Annotated in this window: 14 protein-coding genes and 1 pseudogene; 7 read left to right on the forward strand and 8 right to left on the reverse strand. The window is 63.4% G+C overall.

From position 1 onward, the window contains the following. Both ASD05_RS30855 and ASD05_RS25925 read right to left on the reverse strand, forming a co-directional pair. A pseudogene (locus ASD05_RS30855) lies at nucleotides 1-478 on the reverse strand (aldehyde dehydrogenase family protein); the annotation flags it as partial. 4 nt (nucleotides 479-482) lie between these two features. Beyond that, on the reverse strand, nucleotides 483-761 hold the full coding sequence (locus ASD05_RS25925; protein ID WP_157610289.1) for a hypothetical protein: 279 nt from the start codon (nucleotides 759-761) through the stop codon (nucleotides 483-485). 519 nt (nucleotides 762-1,280) lie between these two features. On the opposite strand from ASD05_RS25925, the gene ASD05_RS25930 reads away from it, so the two are divergent. Continuing rightward, on the forward strand, nucleotides 1,281-1,460 hold the full coding sequence (locus tag ASD05_RS25930) for a hypothetical protein (protein ID WP_056598514.1): 180 nt from the start codon (nucleotides 1,281-1,283) through the stop codon (nucleotides 1,458-1,460). Continuing rightward, entirely contained in the window at nucleotides 1,457-2,338 is an 882-nt protein-coding gene (locus ASD05_RS25935; protein ID WP_056598517.1) for a GNAT family N-acetyltransferase, read from the forward strand. The genes ASD05_RS25930 and ASD05_RS25935 overlap by 4 nt, the downstream gene beginning before the upstream one ends. Here the strand turns inward: ASD05_RS25935 and ASD05_RS25940 are convergent. The 4 genes from ASD05_RS25940 to ASD05_RS25955 all read right to left on the reverse strand — a co-directional run bounded on the left by ASD05_RS25940 (nucleotide 2,319) and on the right by ASD05_RS25955 (nucleotide 6,631). Further along, nucleotides 2,319-3,236 carry a LysR substrate-binding domain-containing protein gene (locus tag ASD05_RS25940; protein WP_082572356.1) on the reverse strand — a complete coding sequence of 306 codons (918 nt, stop codon included), beginning with the start codon at nucleotides 3,234-3,236 and terminating at the stop codon, nucleotides 2,319-2,321. The genes ASD05_RS25935 and ASD05_RS25940 overlap by 20 nt on opposite strands. A gap of 325 nt (nucleotides 3,237-3,561) precedes the next feature. Next, nucleotides 3,562-4,551 (reverse strand): cupin domain-containing protein, encoded by a 990-nt coding sequence (locus tag ASD05_RS25945; protein ID WP_056598520.1) that lies wholly within the window; start codon nucleotides 4,549-4,551, stop codon nucleotides 3,562-3,564. A 35-nt stretch (nucleotides 4,552-4,586) separates the two neighbouring features. After that, nucleotides 4,587-5,534 carry a 4-hydroxythreonine-4-phosphate dehydrogenase PdxA gene (gene pdxA / locus ASD05_RS25950; RefSeq protein ID WP_056598523.1) on the reverse strand — a complete coding sequence of 316 codons (948 nt, stop codon included), beginning with the start codon at nucleotides 5,532-5,534 and terminating at the stop codon, nucleotides 4,587-4,589. 29 nt (nucleotides 5,535-5,563) lie between these two features. Continuing rightward, on the reverse strand, nucleotides 5,564-6,631 hold the full coding sequence (locus tag ASD05_RS25955) for a four-carbon acid sugar kinase family protein (protein WP_056598526.1): 1,068 nt from the start codon (nucleotides 6,629-6,631) through the stop codon (nucleotides 5,564-5,566). A 74-nt stretch (nucleotides 6,632-6,705) separates the two neighbouring features. Between ASD05_RS25955 and ASD05_RS25960 the strand changes: the two genes are divergently transcribed. After that, nucleotides 6,706-7,593, forward strand: coding sequence for a LysR family transcriptional regulator (locus tag ASD05_RS25960; protein ID WP_056598529.1), 888 nt, complete (start codon nucleotides 6,706-6,708; stop codon nucleotides 7,591-7,593). A gap of 653 nt (nucleotides 7,594-8,246) precedes the next feature. Here the strand turns inward: ASD05_RS25960 and ASD05_RS25965 are convergent. Next, nucleotides 8,247-9,383 carry an IS110 family transposase gene (locus ASD05_RS25965; RefSeq protein WP_056598533.1) on the reverse strand — a complete coding sequence of 379 codons (1,137 nt, stop codon included), beginning with the start codon at nucleotides 9,381-9,383 and terminating at the stop codon, nucleotides 8,247-8,249. Nucleotides 9,384-9,526: 143 nt separating this feature from the next. Next, nucleotides 9,527-10,462 carry a LysR family transcriptional regulator gene (locus ASD05_RS25970; protein ID WP_056598537.1) on the reverse strand — a complete coding sequence of 312 codons (936 nt, stop codon included), beginning with the start codon at nucleotides 10,460-10,462 and terminating at the stop codon, nucleotides 9,527-9,529. Nucleotides 10,463-10,616: 154 nt separating this feature from the next. Between ASD05_RS25970 and ASD05_RS25975 the strand changes: the two genes are divergently transcribed. The 4 genes from ASD05_RS25975 to ASD05_RS25990 are packed head-to-tail and all read left to right on the forward strand — an operon-like array spanning nucleotide 10,617 to nucleotide 15,741. Then, nucleotides 10,617-11,468: a fumarylacetoacetate hydrolase family protein gene (locus ASD05_RS25975; RefSeq protein ID WP_056598540.1), complete on the forward strand. Its 852-nt coding sequence runs from the start codon at nucleotides 10,617-10,619 to the stop codon at nucleotides 11,466-11,468. Between the two features lie 15 nt (nucleotides 11,469-11,483). Next, nucleotides 11,484-13,568: a hydantoinase/oxoprolinase family protein gene (locus tag ASD05_RS25980; protein WP_056598541.1), complete on the forward strand. Its 2,085-nt coding sequence runs from the start codon at nucleotides 11,484-11,486 to the stop codon at nucleotides 13,566-13,568. Further along, nucleotides 13,565-15,358 (forward strand): hydantoinase B/oxoprolinase family protein, encoded by a 1,794-nt coding sequence (locus ASD05_RS25985; RefSeq protein ID WP_056598544.1) that lies wholly within the window; start codon nucleotides 13,565-13,567, stop codon nucleotides 15,356-15,358. Before ASD05_RS25980 ends, ASD05_RS25985 begins: the two co-directional genes overlap by 4 nt. After that, on the forward strand, nucleotides 15,355-15,741 hold the full coding sequence (locus tag ASD05_RS25990; protein ID WP_235508099.1) for a hypothetical protein: 387 nt from the start codon (nucleotides 15,355-15,357) through the stop codon (nucleotides 15,739-15,741). Before ASD05_RS25985 ends, ASD05_RS25990 begins: the two co-directional genes overlap by 4 nt. Nucleotide 15,742: the final 1 nt, after the last annotated feature.

The raw sequence follows: 15,742 nt of genomic DNA on the forward strand, positions 1-15,742 counted from the left end.
AGTTCCAGGGGGTGATCAGGCCGCACACGCCGATGGCCTCGCGCATGATGGCCACGTCCCCCCGATGGGTGAGAAACGGATAGCTGGCCAGATTGTCCCGTGCCACGCGGATGTGCTGCGCCGCGACCGGCACCTGTGTGCTGCGCGCAAAGCCGATGGCAGCGCCCATCTCCTGCGAGATCACCTCGGCGAACGACTCTGCCCGTTCGAGGATCAGGGTGTGGACACGGTCGAGAAGCAAGATCCTGCTCTGGACGGAACTCACGGACCAGGCGGCGAAGGCGCGCCGCGCCGCGGCCACCGCCGCATCGACGTCCTGCGCAGTTCCCAGCGCGATCTCCGCAACGGGTTCCTCGGTCGACGGGTCGATGACAGAGGCGCGAGCCTGCCCCTGGGGCAGCACCCACTCGCCGTCGATGAACATGCGGTCCAGATGGCCAGCGCTCCGGAGGCGTTCGACGATGGACGGATGGCTCATGTTCTTACCGTTCATGAAAGCGGGGCTGCGAACTCAGCGTGCCATCGGGGGCCGGTGCTTCGCAGCGCGGGAACTGCCGCAATGCGAGCGGCTTGGCGAACTTGTCCTGCGTTCCCGCAGCGGCTTGCGCTCGAACGATTTCGGCGCACTTGGCGGTCCCGACATGGGGCCGCGACTTCACGCCCACTTCCTTCATGCGCAACTGCGTGCGGTCGCCTTTGCGCTGCATCCGGGCGGCATCCACAAGGGCTGCTGGAGTGGTCGATTGCTCAAGGGAGGTCATGGTCGAAAAGCCAGTGAGTAGAAAGCTGTAATGACTCGGTTTCCGCAGTGTCGGGACGGAGGTCCATGCGGTCAAATACAAGTTTTAGGCGTATCCATGCGGTATTGATATGACAACTGGGGCGAGCGTTCCGCGTCGCGATGCCAATGAGGCTTGCTGTAGCGCGATCAATCCGTTGGCATGACGTGGTCCACGTCCGCGCCGGGAGGTACGTGAATCGCCGAGATGAGCGGCCACCGATCGGTCGTTCAGTTCCGCGACCGCAGCCGATCTGCCGTCGAAACGCTGCAGCCGTCGGCCATATCAATCCTGAATGAATGACGAAATATTTTTTATTGGACCGCATGCATCTGCATGTCGATACTGCCGACGAAGGCGCGTCGCGGCGTACAGGTGTCGCGAATCGGTCTGCGCACATCTGGCGTTTCGCGCGCGCTTTGTCAGAAGTGCCGCTACGCGCCATGAAGAATTCAGCAACAACGTCTCCGGCTCAAGCAGCCGTAAGAAAGGTTTAGAGTGATGGCACAGGACATTTACATCGCGGACGCGGCCAACCGGCCGCGGCTGAACAAGGCCCACACCGAAGTCATGGAGCAGGTTCGGTTCGTCCGCGCCGTGATTCCCGCTCCGGCGCCGCATTGGTGCTACCTCACCAAAATCGAGGCCGTTGCCGTGCAACGCAAGGGAGAAGCGGCATGACGCTCGCCTCGAAGGACATCGCACTGGATCCCGCGGCAGCAGAAGCCGTGCGCCTGCGGCAGTTCGAGCCCGGCGATGTGTCGGCGGCGCACGCGTTGTCCAGCGCCCTGAAGTGGCCGCACCGGATCGAAGATTGGCAGTTTGCACTGTCGCTCGGGCAGGGCGTGATCGCCGAACGCGGCGGGAAAGTGGTCGGTACCGCACTGTCGTGGCAATTCGGGACGGACTACGCCACTCTCGGATTGGTGATCGTCTCGCCCGACTTGCAGGGCCAGCGGATAGGCAACCGCCTGATGCAGGCCGTGCTCGATCGCCTGGCCACTCGGAATGTGCTGCTGCACGCGACAGCGGCGGGCCGCGGCCTGTATGAGCGCTTGGGATTCGTCACCACGGGGGAGATCGCGCAGCATCAAGGGGTGCTTGCGATCCTGCCGGCGGTCGCGGGCCGCAAGGGCGACCTCCTGCGGCCGCTGGGAGCTGCGGACATCGAAGCGTTGATCGCGATGGACGCACGCGGCGCGGGTATGCCTCGCGGCGAGTTGCTTCGCCGGTTGTTCTCCCAGGGGAAAACCGTCGTCCTTGAGCGAGGCGGCCAGGCGGCGGGCTTCGCCGTGCTTCGCCGCTATGGCCATGGCCATGCCGTGGGGCCGGTCTCAGCGCCCGATTTCGATGCCGCGCGCCTACTGATTGCAGACTGCTGCTGTCACACCGAGGGGTTTCTGCGCGTCGATGTGGACGCAACCAGCGGTTTGCCGCAATGGTTGGAAAGCCTGGGACTGCCGCGCGTCAACGGTGTATCCACCATGGTCCGCGGCCAGGTGCCGGAGCGCGGGCCCGCCCACGGCGGTTGGGCGCTGGTCACCCAGGCAATCGGCTGACCTTCTTGCGCTCAGCTGACTGTGAGCCGCGTACCACGATGTTCATGGCCTCGAGGAAGTCTGCGACGAGCGCTTGCGCCGGCTGTTGGCGTGCACGCACCAAGTGGCACCTGAAGTGGATCTCCGGCTCGAACGCCAGCGAATGAACACCCGAGAGCCCAAGCTCACTGAGCACCAGTGGTTCCACGATGCTGACGCCAAGGCCCCGCGCCACCATCGCGCAGACCGTGGTGGCCAGCGAAGTCTCGATCTCCAGCCTGCGCACCTCGGGATCGAAGACGCGATCGATGGCTGCGCGCACTACGTCCGGAGGTGCCAGCGATATGAATGATTCGCCTGCCAGATCCGAAGGAACGACCTTGCGCTTGCGGGCCAGCCGGTGCCCGCGGGGCACGATGCATACGGCACGATCGGAATGCACAAGTTCGCTGTCGACCTCCTGTGGCAACGCAACATAGGAGACCAATCCAAGCTCGCAGTAGCCCGACGAAACCCACTTGCAGATGGTTGCGGAATCGGTCGTGTGGACCACGACCGGCACCCGAGGGCGAAGGCCGCGAAAAACCTGCAGGATGCGCGGCACCAAGCTGACGCCGATGGCAGGCGACACGGCGATTCGCAAGCCTTCGACGCCCAGCGTGCGGATGCGGTCCGCTGCATCGCTGATGGTCTGCAATCCGACGTAGGTGCGGTCCACCTCCTTCAGCAACGCATACGCTTCAGGCGTCGGAACCACGCGCTGCCCGACGCGCTCGAACAACTGGAGCTGGGTCTCGCGCTGCAACAGCGCGACGGCTCTGCTCACGTTGGGCTGCGACGTGTGCAGTTGCGCCGCGGCAAGCGTCATCGAGCCCGTGTGCATCACGGCTCGGAAGCATTCGATCTGGCGGAAGTTCATATCAGCGATGTATCAAAAGTACAAACACTTGTATTTGATCGCATGATTCGACATTTCGATATCGCGAGAATCCTGGGCTTCCGCGGCATCGAGTTCGCGAGGGGCCAGATTGACCGGCGCGCCGAGTGGGTAGGAGCAGCGTAGAGCCTGTCCGGCTGCTGTCGGTGCCAGGCCGGGACCTAGCGGCCGCTACGGCCTGGGCGCTGCGCAGACTGGCGCGTCATGTTCTTGGGAATCGGCCCTCGACCTCGTCATGTCCAAGTACGAGGGGGCCGGTGGGGGGCCAACCGGCCTTCGGAAGAATGCGCGTACTGGAGAGCGGGCGCTACTCGACAGATGACGCAGTTGTAGTTGCCGACAACACTTCACATCCCTCGCCCACGGCCACCGCAAGGTGTTCGACGCCACGTGGTACGACGATGAACTCCCCCGGCTCGATGGTCTCTTCGCGGTCACGAAACTTCATGAGCAAGCATCCCCGGTGAACAAAGAACAGCTCATCGTCGTGCTCTCGAAATGACCAGCCAGAGGCGTCTTTGAACACGGCGACGTTGATCTGCGTGTTGTTGACCTGCTCCCCGCCTCCGCTGGAAACCGCGGTAGCCAGGCGCTTCTTGCGAATCGGCGAAAGGTGCTTGTTCAGGGCAGCGACGTCGCGAATGATTGCGGTGAGTTGGCTCGGCACGTCATTCCCATCGGCTGGGTATTTGCCGTCCAGTGCCGCAGTCCCAATCGTAAAACCTGCTGCCCCCGCATTCTGGACGACTGCAATACGTTCAGGCGTGGCGATCGAGCCCGCAATGTAGACGGGTTTCGAGACTGCAGCGCAGACGGCCTTCATCAACTCGGGTACGTTTTGAGCCGAGCGATATGCCAGCAGGTCCAGTCCATGCACGCCATCGCGCGCTGCAATCGTCTTGGCACTTTCAACGATTTCCTCGACGGTGCCCTCAAGCACGCTCGGGTGGCCGGTAATCCGGCCTGGGAACGGGAAGTATCGGATGCCGGTGTCCTTGATGATTGGCAGCACGTCATCGACCCGCGTGCCACCCAGAAGAACGTCAACGCCGATCTCGACGGCTGCCTTCGCAGAAACGATTTCGCTTTCACGGTCCAGCGACACCACTTCCAGATAGGAGGTCGCACCGCCGGCCTTGATCGCCGCATCGAGGCTCTTCAACTGCTCGAGCGGCAAGCCGATGTCCTTGAACCCGATGTGCCGCACGCCAAGGCCGAGCGCAGTTTGAAGTTGCTGCGCCGCGTCCACAACCGTGCGGTCGTTGCGCGTAAGCATGAAGATGAAACGTAGACCCATGATGGTGGTTCCTTTCGAAGTTGGTTCGTCTTGGTTTACGCGGCGACAAGGCGCTTTGCGTAGGCAAGCGCCGTTTCCAGGCTTGCGTGATCTGCAGTCCCGAGACCCGCGATGTCGAACGCCGTGCCGTGATCCGGGCTAGTGCGCACGAACGGCAGGCCCAGCGTGATGTTCACGCCTTTCTCCAGCCCGAGATACTTCACAGGGATCAGCCCCTGATCGTGGTACTGCGCGACGACAACGTCGAATCGACCTTGACGCGCTTGCATGAAGACTGTGTCGCCCGGATGAGGGCCGCTCGCATCGATGCCTTCGGCTCGGGCCGCCTCGATGGCGGGTCGGATGATCCTGATCTCCTCATCTCCAAAGAGGCCGCCTTCCCCTGCGTGCGGGTTGAGGCCCGCTACGGCAACACGCGGGGCTGCGAAGCCGAGAGCCTTCCCACCCTCGTGGGCAAGCCGGATGGCCGCCATCTGCGCGTCGAAATTACCTTGTTCGATTGCTTTGCGCAGCGACGTGTGGATCGTGACGAGCACCGTGCGGATGTCGTCGTTCGCAAGCATCATCGCCACGCGCTTGGCGCCGCCGTAATCGGCCAGGATTTCCGTGTGGCCGGGGTAGCGGATTCCCGCATTGGCCATCGCCTCCTTGTTGATCGGCGCCGTGACGATGCCGCTCACTTCTCCGGCCTTCGCCGCTGCGATCGCCGCAACGATGGCGTCGAAGGCCGCCTGCCCGGAGATTGCGCTGATCTGCCCGATTGGTGGGGGCTCAACAATCCGGGTGGTGTCGATGACCTCCATCGTCTGCGGCCGGAACTGGGCCGCACCGGCTGCCTCGATGCGTTGCACCTCGATGTTCAACCCGAGCCGGCGCACGATGTCCTGCATGACGACATGGCTGCCGAACACGACGACATGCTCGCCGCCCTTCGCAAGTACCTTGGCCACGATCTCCGGCCCGATGCCGGATGCGTCGCCCATGGTCACGGCCAGCGGGGAGGAAGTGTTTTTCACAATGATTCCGTTCGCAAGGTTTGAGTTGTTCCGCGTATGCGCGCGACAGCGCGCTCCAGAGCGTCGTCACCGCCAAAGCCGCCGGCCTTCATGGCGAGTACGAGCGAGCGTCCATCGCCGAGCGTGGCGCGACCCAGCGGAAATCCGGGATCGAGCTCCTGCAAAATCTCGAACTCTCGGACATTGAGAAGGTCGAGGACCGCTTCCATCGTGTCACCGCCGGTAGCGATCAACGCGCCAAAGCGTGGGTCTTGCAGCGCTCGTGCTGCGCTCTCTGCAATGCGGCGCAGCACCGCGTTCGGGTCCTGCTCACGCGCCATCGGTCCGCGCAGCAGCATGGTGCCGCTGAGCTCCTGGAGTTGATCCGCTTGTCGGTGGCTGCACGGATTCGCACTTCCGACGACGACCAGGACATCGTTGCTGATGCCATCCATCAATGGCCGTCGGGCCTTGGTCCGCACAAAACGCCGTGACAGGGCTGCAGCCATGCCGGGAGAGCCCACCCACAGAATCGACTCCGGATCCTCGATGAGGGCAATCTGCGAGTCGAGCTCTTCCTGCGTCACCGCATCGAGGAGGGTGACATTCTTGATGCAGCTCGGGACCAAGTCGATCAGCGCTGAGTGCCGCGCGGGATGCACGGGATCCTTGCCATACGCGCTCTCGGAAACCGGAATGCCATCAACGAGTTGAATCCCCCTCACCGTCGTACGCCCGGCTTGGGGGAACGCCGGTGCAAACACCAGTGATTTGCGGCCGCTCGCTGCAAAGCATGCTTCAAGCTCCTGCGCTACGTGGCCGCGTAGCGTGGAATCCACCGTTTTGTAGAGCACGGCATGGCCGGCAAGCCGGTCTGTCAATCGAGTGACTCTCTCGAAAGCTTGCGACGAAGTCGCAGACCGCGAGCCGCTATCGACCGCGACCACCGCTGCAGCTTGGCGCGGGAGCTGGCCCCTTCCGATCGACGCAGTCACACCGCGGGCGACGAAAGGTGCCGCCCCATCTGCCGCACTGGTCAGATCATCGGCGAGGACCGCGATATCGGGTTGAGAATTGGTGCGCATGCATCAATTATCAAAACCATGATGCTTTACGAAAAGCGATAATTTCTGAAGTAGTTGGTGATAAATTCTCACCAATGAATCGTTCGGAAATTCCGTCGCTAGACGACTTGCGAGCCTTTGAAGCAACGGCGCGCCTGGGTTCGGTCCGGCTTGCAGCGGACTCGCTTTCGCTCACGCACGGTGCCGTCAGCCGCCGGATCACCAAACTCGCCAATGACATCGGCGTCAGCTTGTTCGAAAAGAGCGGGCGAGGCCTTCGCCTCACACCCGCCGGCGAGACACTCAACCTCACCCTCGGCAGGTTCTTCGGGGAGTTGGCCACCACAGTGCAAAGCCTGCGCGCTACCAAGGCAGGGAAGAGTTCCCTGGTGCTCTCCTGCGAGCCTTCGGTCGCCATGCGTTGGCTCATTCCGCGGCTCGGGGAGTTTCAAGTTGCGCATCCCAACACTGCCCTCCACCTCTCCGTGGGTGGAGGGCTTGTGGACTTTCGCAAGAATCAGGTCGATCTCGCTATTCGACGCCTAGACTTCGCAGTGCCCGAAACGTGGAACGTCCGGCCTCTTTTTCTCGAAAAAGTTGGGCCTGTCATGAGGCCGGAATGGGTTCCCCGGTTCGAACGCGGTGACTATCTCGCTCTCGGGTCGAAGACTCGGCCTGACGCGTGGGCGCAATGGTTGAAGACGCATCCGTCGGCACGTCGGCCCACGGAGATTCGGTACTACGACCATCACGCCCTGATTGTCGAAGCCGCGTCTGCCGGCCTGGGTGTGGCCCTCAGTCCGCTCGTACTCGCGGTTGACGATGTGGAACGAGGAAGCCTGACGGCACCTGCCGGCTTTGACCCAGACGGCAGTCAATATGGGTTGATATGGTTGGGATCAAGTGAACTGAAAGGTGTGGAGTTTGAACTCGCAGAGTGGCTTCAAACGCAGTTCAGCCCTCTAAACCCCAATCCGACCTAGTCCGACCTCGCACTGAAGCAGTTCGCCAACCTTGGCAGTTCGCGGTCCCGTTGGTAAACAACGCGACGCGCGCTAGCTGATATGGCTTGAACCTGTCAACAGCGCGAGCCGATCTCTCCGGGTGCCGGATTGCAGAATCTTTCGCGAATGCCGGATGGGGAACGCGGCGGANCTCGGCGCACCCACGGTGCGCAACCCACGGTAGTCCCGGAGACGGGCCGCCTCAACGGCTCAAGCCATTCTGTCTAGGGAAGTGATCACGCTTTTTGCGTTATTGAACCTGTGGATGGCCAGGAAGACCTGAGCAGACCTTCCCCTAGCTGATATGGCTTGAACCTGTCAACAGCGCGAGCCGATCTCTCCGGGTGCCGGATTGCAGAATCTTTCGCGAATGCCGGATGGGGAACGCGGCGGAGCCGAATGCGTGAGCGACGGTTGATCATGCTGATATGCGTGGATTGGCTACCGACAGTTCATGTGTTCGTCGCGGGGCTGCCTGCTTTCTAGGGTCTGCGGTTGGTCACTTGCGTGGCTGCGCAATAGCTAGCCCGAGGATTCCCCTGTGGCCGTGGCTGCGCCGCGTTCCCGATCCAGCCTCAAGCACTTTGTTCGATAGGCGCCCTCCTGGTGGTGTGTGTCATCTCGTCGCTGGTTCACGTCGAAGCGGCCGGTGGCGGCGTCACCTCGCACGCGATGGCCCACACGAAGCCCGAGAGTTCACGCGCGATGGCCACGACGATCTTGTTATGCGGCACGTGCCGTGCGGCCAGCCGCCTGAAGCGTGTGCACAGCCGCAACTGCGCAATCCAGGCGATGTCGGTCACGGCCTTGGGCAGGTCCGACTGGCGCTTGGCGATGTCAGCGCTGACTCGAGCCGGATAGCGGTACAGGTGTGCCACCTCCACCAGCATGCGCCGCGCCGCCGAGTTGCCGGCCTTGGTGATGGCGCCCTGACGCCGCCGCTGGCCACTGGAGTCCTCACTGGGCACCAGGCCCAGGTAGGCCATCAACTGGCGCGGGTTCGCGAAGCGGTGGAAGTTCTGGATCTCGGCCACCAGTGTGACCGCGGCGATCAGTTGCACGCCGCGCAGCGCCTGCAGTGCGGCCACCACCGGTGCCAGCGACCAGCCCGCCAGCGCGTCGCGCAGCGACTTCTCCAGGCGTGCGATGCGCGCCCCCGACTCGCTCACCGCGTGCAGGTACTCCTGGAAGGCGATCTGCTGCGCGGCGTGCGGCAGCGCCAGGCTGGCCAGCCAGCGCAGATGCGCCGCCGTCCAGGCGCTCTTGCCCGCGTACATCACGCCATTGCGCAACAGCAGCGCCTTCAGGCGGTGGCGCGCGTTGCGCTGCTCGCGCACGGCGTCTTCGCGGGCGCGCACCAAGTCGCGCATCGCCTCGTCCACGGCGTCCGGCACGCGAACGGCACTAAGCTCACCTGCGCGTGCCAGGCGCGCCAGCATCAACGCATCGCGGCGATCGGTCTTCACCCGGTCGCCCGAGCGCTTGGGGATGGACGAGGGCGCTACCACCTCGCAGTGGTAGCCCAGTGCGGCCAGGTGGCGTTGCAGCACGAAGCCGCACGGGCCCGCTTCGTAGACCACATGCACGTGTTGGCCCCGGCTGACCAGCCGGCGCACAGCCTTGCTGACGGCATCGACGCCGCCGGCTACTGCTCCCAAATGGCGTACTTCGCCGTCACGGCCGGCCTCGGCCAGGGCTATGTCGATGCTGTCCTTGTGGACGTCCAGGCCGACGTAAACAGTGGCCGCGGGGGTGGTAGATTGACTCATGGCCCGTCTCCTTGCTCGTTGACACGCTGACCGCCTCTCGGGGTGCAGCGTTGTGGCTCGGCGCACCCACGGTGCGCAACCCACGGTAGTCCCGGAGACGGGCCGCCTCAACGGCTCAAGCCATTCTGTCTAGATTACTCGGACTAATCACGAGCAAAGCCAAGTCCGTGCTCAGTAAGTCGGTGCCCCCATGACAGCGTCAATTGTTGAATAACCTCGGCAACCACACGGCAAACTGGTGAGAGCTTGCCTTGCTTGGGAAATGCCAATGTGACATGCCGGATCATGTCAGGCCTTACGAGCTTGCTGGCTTGCAGACTACCGCTTCGGAGTTCTGCGGCGATCGAGTATGGGCCCAGCACCGTATAGAGTTCCGACGTATGGGCGACCAGTTCTTTCTGGACCGACAGCGAATCCGCCTCGACGACGGACTCTAGCTTGAACCCTTGACTGCGCGCCGCTTCGTCGAGCGCATTTCGCCAGTGGCTCGGACGACGGGGTAGTACGAACCGCAATCCTGATAGACGGGAGAAGCTCACGGTGGGTTCGCGAGTGATTTCGTCGCCAGGCGCCGAGACAAGGTACGTGTGTGCGACGCTCAGGAGCTTCTCATCACGCGTGGTAGGCCGATTGAAGCGAAAGAGGATCGCGAGATCGACAGCGCCGCTGTCCAGTAGTGCGTCCAGTTCAGTGCCCTGCGACTCGGCGATATTGAGCCGGATACCGGGGTGCTCCGCCTGCAGCCTCGCAAAAAGGTGAGTCATCAACGGGTGTGCTGCCGAAGGAATGATGCCCAGTCGTACTTCCCCAAGAAGCCTGCCCGACTCTGCACGCAACTCTTCTTCCATGCGCTCCGTGTCTTGAAGCCAAAAGCGCAATCGCAGTGCCGCACGCGAACCGAATTCGGTCAGCACAACGCCCCGCCCTGTCCGACGAAACAGTGGTCCACCTAAAGTCGATTCGAAGTCGCTGATTTGTCGGCTGATGTGTGACTGAACCGTCTGTCGGCGCGCCGCGACCTTGCTCAGGCTGCCCGCTTCGGCGACCTCGAGGAACAGCCTGACGTTCGAGAGGTTCATAGGGTTTACCCGGTTTAGTCATGCCAAATATGGCAAGTCTGAATCCTCTGAATTCTATCTATACGAAGAGCTCGTCAATTTCTACATTTGCTCCGCACGCTGGAAATCAGGCCTCACTCCGAGCCAACCACAGCGATCCACCCAAGGAGATACCTTGAAACTCGTCAGCTTCCAACTCGCCGGAAAGCCCACCTATGCGGTGGTCCAGGCCGACCGATACCTGCAGCCTCCGGCCGACTTCCTGGGCCGCTTTCCTGATCTGGCCGCCGTGCTGCAGGCCGGTGCGTTAGCCGAACTGGAGAAAGCAGCCGCAGCCAACGGCACGGTCGTCCAGCCGTCGGCGACACAACCCCTGCCAGTCATTCCCAACCCGAGAAAGTTCATCTGCGTAGGCCTGAACTACAAGACCCACGTGGCCGAGACCAAGCGCGGGGACAGCGAATACCCGTCGCTGTTCATCCGCTTCAACGACACGCTGGCGGCGCACGAAAACACGGTGCTGCGCCCGGCCTTTTCCGAGCGTTTGGACTGGGAAGGCGAACTGGCCTTGGTGATCGGCAAGGGTGGCCGACACATCCCGAAGGAGCAAGCCTTCGAGCACATCGCCGGCTATGCCTGCCTGAACGACATCAGCGTCCGCGACTGGCAGCGCCACACGCACCAGTTCACGCCCGGCAAGAACTTCCCCGGCACCGCTCCCTTCGGCCCGTACTTGGTGACGCGCGACGAGGTGCCGGACGTCACCAAGCTGACGCTGGAGACGCGCGTCAATGGCAACGTCATGCAGCACGCGAGCATCGACGACCTGATATTCAACATCCCTGTCCTGGTCGAGTACATCTCGCGCTTCACGCCGCTGTCGCCCGGCGACGTGATCGCCACCGGAACGCCCGGCGGCGTCGGCGACCGCCGCGAGCCACCGCTGTACATGAAGGAAGGCGACGTGGTCGAGGTGGAGATCACCGGCCTTGGCGTCCTGCGCAACCGCATCGGAACGGCAGCCTGAGCGCCGCGACTCACCATGGCAACCCAATCCTCCCCCAAACTGCGCATCGCCGTTGACATCGGTGGCACCTTCACCGACATGGCCGCCTTCGACGAGGCCACCGGCAAGTTGCTGTTCGGCAAGGCGCTTTCGACGCACGGTCAACTCGTCAATGGCATCCAGGCCACGCTGGACAGCGCCGACATCGATGTGCGCAACGGCCAACTGTTTCTGCACGGCTCCACCATCGCGATCAACACGCTGCTGGAGCGCAACGGCGCCAACACGGCGCTGTTGATCACGGAAGGCTTTCGCGACATCTACGAGATCGGCCGCGTCAACCGGCCGGATGCCTACAACCTCTTTTTCAACAAACACCAGCCGTTGGTCAAGCGCTCGCTGCGGTTCGAAGTGGCCGAGCGTCTTCGCGCCGACGGCAGCTTGCACAAGCCCTTGGACGAAGGCGCGGTACGCGAACTGGCCCGCGAACTGAAGGGGCAGAACATCGAAGCGGTGGCGGTGCTGCTGCTGCACTCGTACCGCAATCCGGCGCATGAGCGGCGCGTCAAGCAAATCCTGCAGGAAGAACTCCCGGGCGCTTTCGTTTCCGCTTCGCACGAGCTGTCGCAGGAATACCGTGAGTTCGAGCGCGTCTCCACCGTCGTGGCCAACGCCTACGTCGGGCCCCGTGTCTCCGAATACCTCGGTCAACTCGAGACTCACCTTGCCGACAAGGGCTTCGGTGGCGATTTCTACGTCGTGCAATCGACTGGTGGCCTGTTTCCGATCGAGCATGCGCGCGTCGGCTGCGTTCGCATGCTGGAGTCCGGTCCTGCGGCCGGCGTCATCGGTGCGCAGGCCATCTGTGCGCAACTCGGCATGGGCGATGCGATCGCCTTCGACATGGGCGGCACGACGGCCAAGGCAGGCGTGATCAGCGAGGGCCGGCCGCTCACGACAGGCTCGGCGCTGATCGGCGGCTACGAGCGTGCGCTTCCGATCCAGATTCCGATGATGGACATCCACGAGGTCGGCACCGGTGGCGGCTCGATCGCTCGCGTCGAGACCGGCAATGCGTTGCGCGTGGGGCCGCAGAGCGCCGGCTCCATCCCCGGCCCAGTGGCTTACGGCCGTGGCGGCAAGGAGCCGACCGTGACGGATGCCAATCTGGTGCTGGGCCGGCTCGACGCTGACAACTTCCTCGGCGGTGAACTCAAGCTAGACGTGGAAGGCTGCAAGCGCCAGATGGCCGAACGCGTGGCGGGCCCGTTGGGCCTGGACTCGACCGAAGCGGCCGATGGCATCCTGCGCATCGCGGTGACGCAGATGTCGCACGCCGTGAAGGCCGTGACCACCGAACGGGGCCTGGACGCCGGCAGCTTCACCATGGTGGTGTACGGGGGCGCGGGCCCGCTGCATGCCTCGGCGATCGCCCGCGAGATCGGCATCCGCAAGGTGCTGATTCCATACGCGCCAGGCTACTTTTCGGCCTACGGGATGCTGTTCTCCGACCTGCGCTATGACTACGTGCGCTCGGTATTCCGCAAGCTCAACGACGTCTCCTTCGAGGAGATCGAAGCGGCCTACAAGACGATGGAAGACGAGGGCCGCACCGCGCTGGCGCAGTCCGGCGTGAAGGCGGACGGCATCGTGATCGAGCGTGCAGCCGACATGCGCTATGTGGGACAGGAGCACGCCGTCACGGTGGACCTGCCGATGGCCTTCTTCGAGAGCAAGGACCGCTCTGCGATCAAGCAGCAGTTCGACGAACTGCACAAGGTGCGCTATGGCACCTCGGCGCCCCGGGAACCGGCCGACCTGGTGAGCCTGCGCGTCACTGTGCTCGGCATCATGAAGAAGCCGCCCAGGCACCGTGTGGACGAGGGTTCGTCCAAGCCGGAAAGAGCTGCGGTGCGCACCGTCAAGCCGGTGTACTTCCGCTCCGGCGGCTGGGCTGACACGCCGGTCTACAAGCGCGACCGGCTGCGCGCGGGCAACGTCATCAGCGGCCCCGCGCTGATCGAGGAGCACGCCTCCACCACCGTCATGCAACCAGGCGACGAGATGCGCGTGGACGAACTCGGCAACCTTCAAATTTCCATCGGGAGCGATCGGTCATGAGCACCGCCCAAACTCAATTGGCCGCGGTTGACCCGGTCACCGTCGAAATCATCCGCAACGGCCTGTACGCCGTGACGGAGGAGATGAAGACCAACCTCACGCGCACTGCCTACAACCTGATCATCTACGAGGCGCTGGACTTCACCGTCGGTCTCTTCACCAAGGAGGGCGACACGGTCTCGATCGGGCTGGGCCTGCCGATGTTCATCCGAGGGATGTCCGAGACGGTGAAGGCGAAGATCAGGCACTTCGGCTACGAGAACATCCTGCCTGGCGACATCCTGGTCACCAATGACGCCTACACCACCGGCAGCCACCTGAACCACTTCACGTTCACGATGCCCGTGTTCCATGAGGGCAGGCTGGAAGGCTTCACCTGCTGCATGGCGCACTGGCTCGACGTGGGCGGCACGCTCGGCAACGTGACGACCGACATCTTCAGCGAGGGAATCCAGATCCCCATCATGAAGTACCAGCGCGAGGGCGTGGTCAACCAGGACCTGATCGACATCATCGCGATGAATGTGCGGCTGGCCGACCGTGCATTGGGCGACCTGCGCGCGCAGATCACCGCGATCACCACCGGCGAGCGCCGGTACGTGGAGCTCCTGCAGCGCTATGGCGCCGATGCGGTGAACGGCTCGATCCGCCAGATCATGGATTCGTCGGAAGCGGTAGCCCGCAAGAACACGCTGTCCATCCCCGATGGCGTCTATGAGGCCGAATCCTTCATGGACGACGACGGGCTGGAGATCGGCAAGCGCATTCCGATCCGCGTCAAGGTGACCGTCGCCGGCGACGAGATGACCGTGGACCTGTCGGACGTCAGCAAGCAGGTGCGTGGCTTCTACAACTCGGGCTTCACGACGGGGATCGCCTGCGCGCAGGTGGCCTACAAGTGCCTGACGACACCGACCGATTACCCGGTGAACGACGGAAGCTTCCGATCGCTGAAGGTGATCATGCCGATGGGCACGGTGATCAGCGCCGAGCGTCCGTACCCGATGCGGGTGTGGATGACGTTCCCGATGACGGTGATCGACACCATCTTCAAGGCGCTCGCACCAGCCATTCCCGACCGCTCCATTGCCGGCCACCATGCCGATCTGGTGTTCCCCAATATCCATGGCATCTCGCCGGAGGACGGGAGGCTGTTCATCGTGGGCATTGGCCCGCTGGGCGGTGGCTGGGGTGCCAAGAGCACCGAGGATGGCGTCTCGGTCACCGTCTGCATCAACGATGGCGACACGCACAACAGCCCGACCGAGCAGCTGGAAGCCAAGTACCCGGTGCTGGTCGAGAAGTACCAGATTCGCCAGGACAGTGCCGGCGCCGGCCAGTACCGCGGTGGCCTGGGCGCGGAGATGGTGGTGCAGGCGCTGTCGCCCTTTACCGTGACCACCCGCATCGACCGGGTGCACTGCAAGCCTTGGGGCCTGGAAGGCGGCGGCGACGCGATGGGCAACGGTCTGGCCGTGCGCCACAAGGGAGAGTGGAAGACCGACCACGCTAACGCGAAGATCTTCAACGTGCGATTGGAACGCGGGGACGCCTACAAGATGCTGTCGGGTGGCGGTGGCGGTTTCGGGAATCCGATCAAGCGAGATGCGGAGCTGGTCGCCGAGGACGTTCGCGAAGGCTATGTCAGCGCTGACGTAGCGCGCGAGGTGTATCGCGTGGCACTGGATTCGCATGGGCAGGTCGCCCAGGAAGCAACGCGGGCATTGCGCAGCTCGCCAGGCCTGGTGCGCAGCGGCGCGACAGACACGGTCGCCTGGGACGGGCAATGAACCCCGCCGCCGTCATGGCCGACGACATTGCCCAGCGAGCCGACGAGATGTTGAGTCTGTGGAGCTCGCTGTCGATGCGCCATATCGCATTGGGATCGGCCTGCGCATGCGGTACCGGGGGCGTCAGCCTGCGGCTCGATGATTTCGAGCTCGACATCGTCGGCTATCTGGAGGACGCGGGACTGCGCTCGGGTGTGGAGGAGGTGGTCGGCTTCTTTGTTGCCTTGCAGCAGACCGCTGCGCGCACGCAGCCGTTGCGTAGCCTGCTGGAAGACGCCATGGAGGAGCGGATGCCGGAAGCGGTCGGCGAATGGCTGATGCCCAAGGTAGAACGCACGCTGCGCTCGTTTGCCGAGTTGCATGGCCCTGGCGAGCGAGGCTGAT

The organism is Variovorax sp. Root434, from assembly GCF_001426595.1.
Taxonomy (GTDB): domain Bacteria; phylum Pseudomonadota; class Gammaproteobacteria; order Burkholderiales; family Burkholderiaceae_C; genus Variovorax.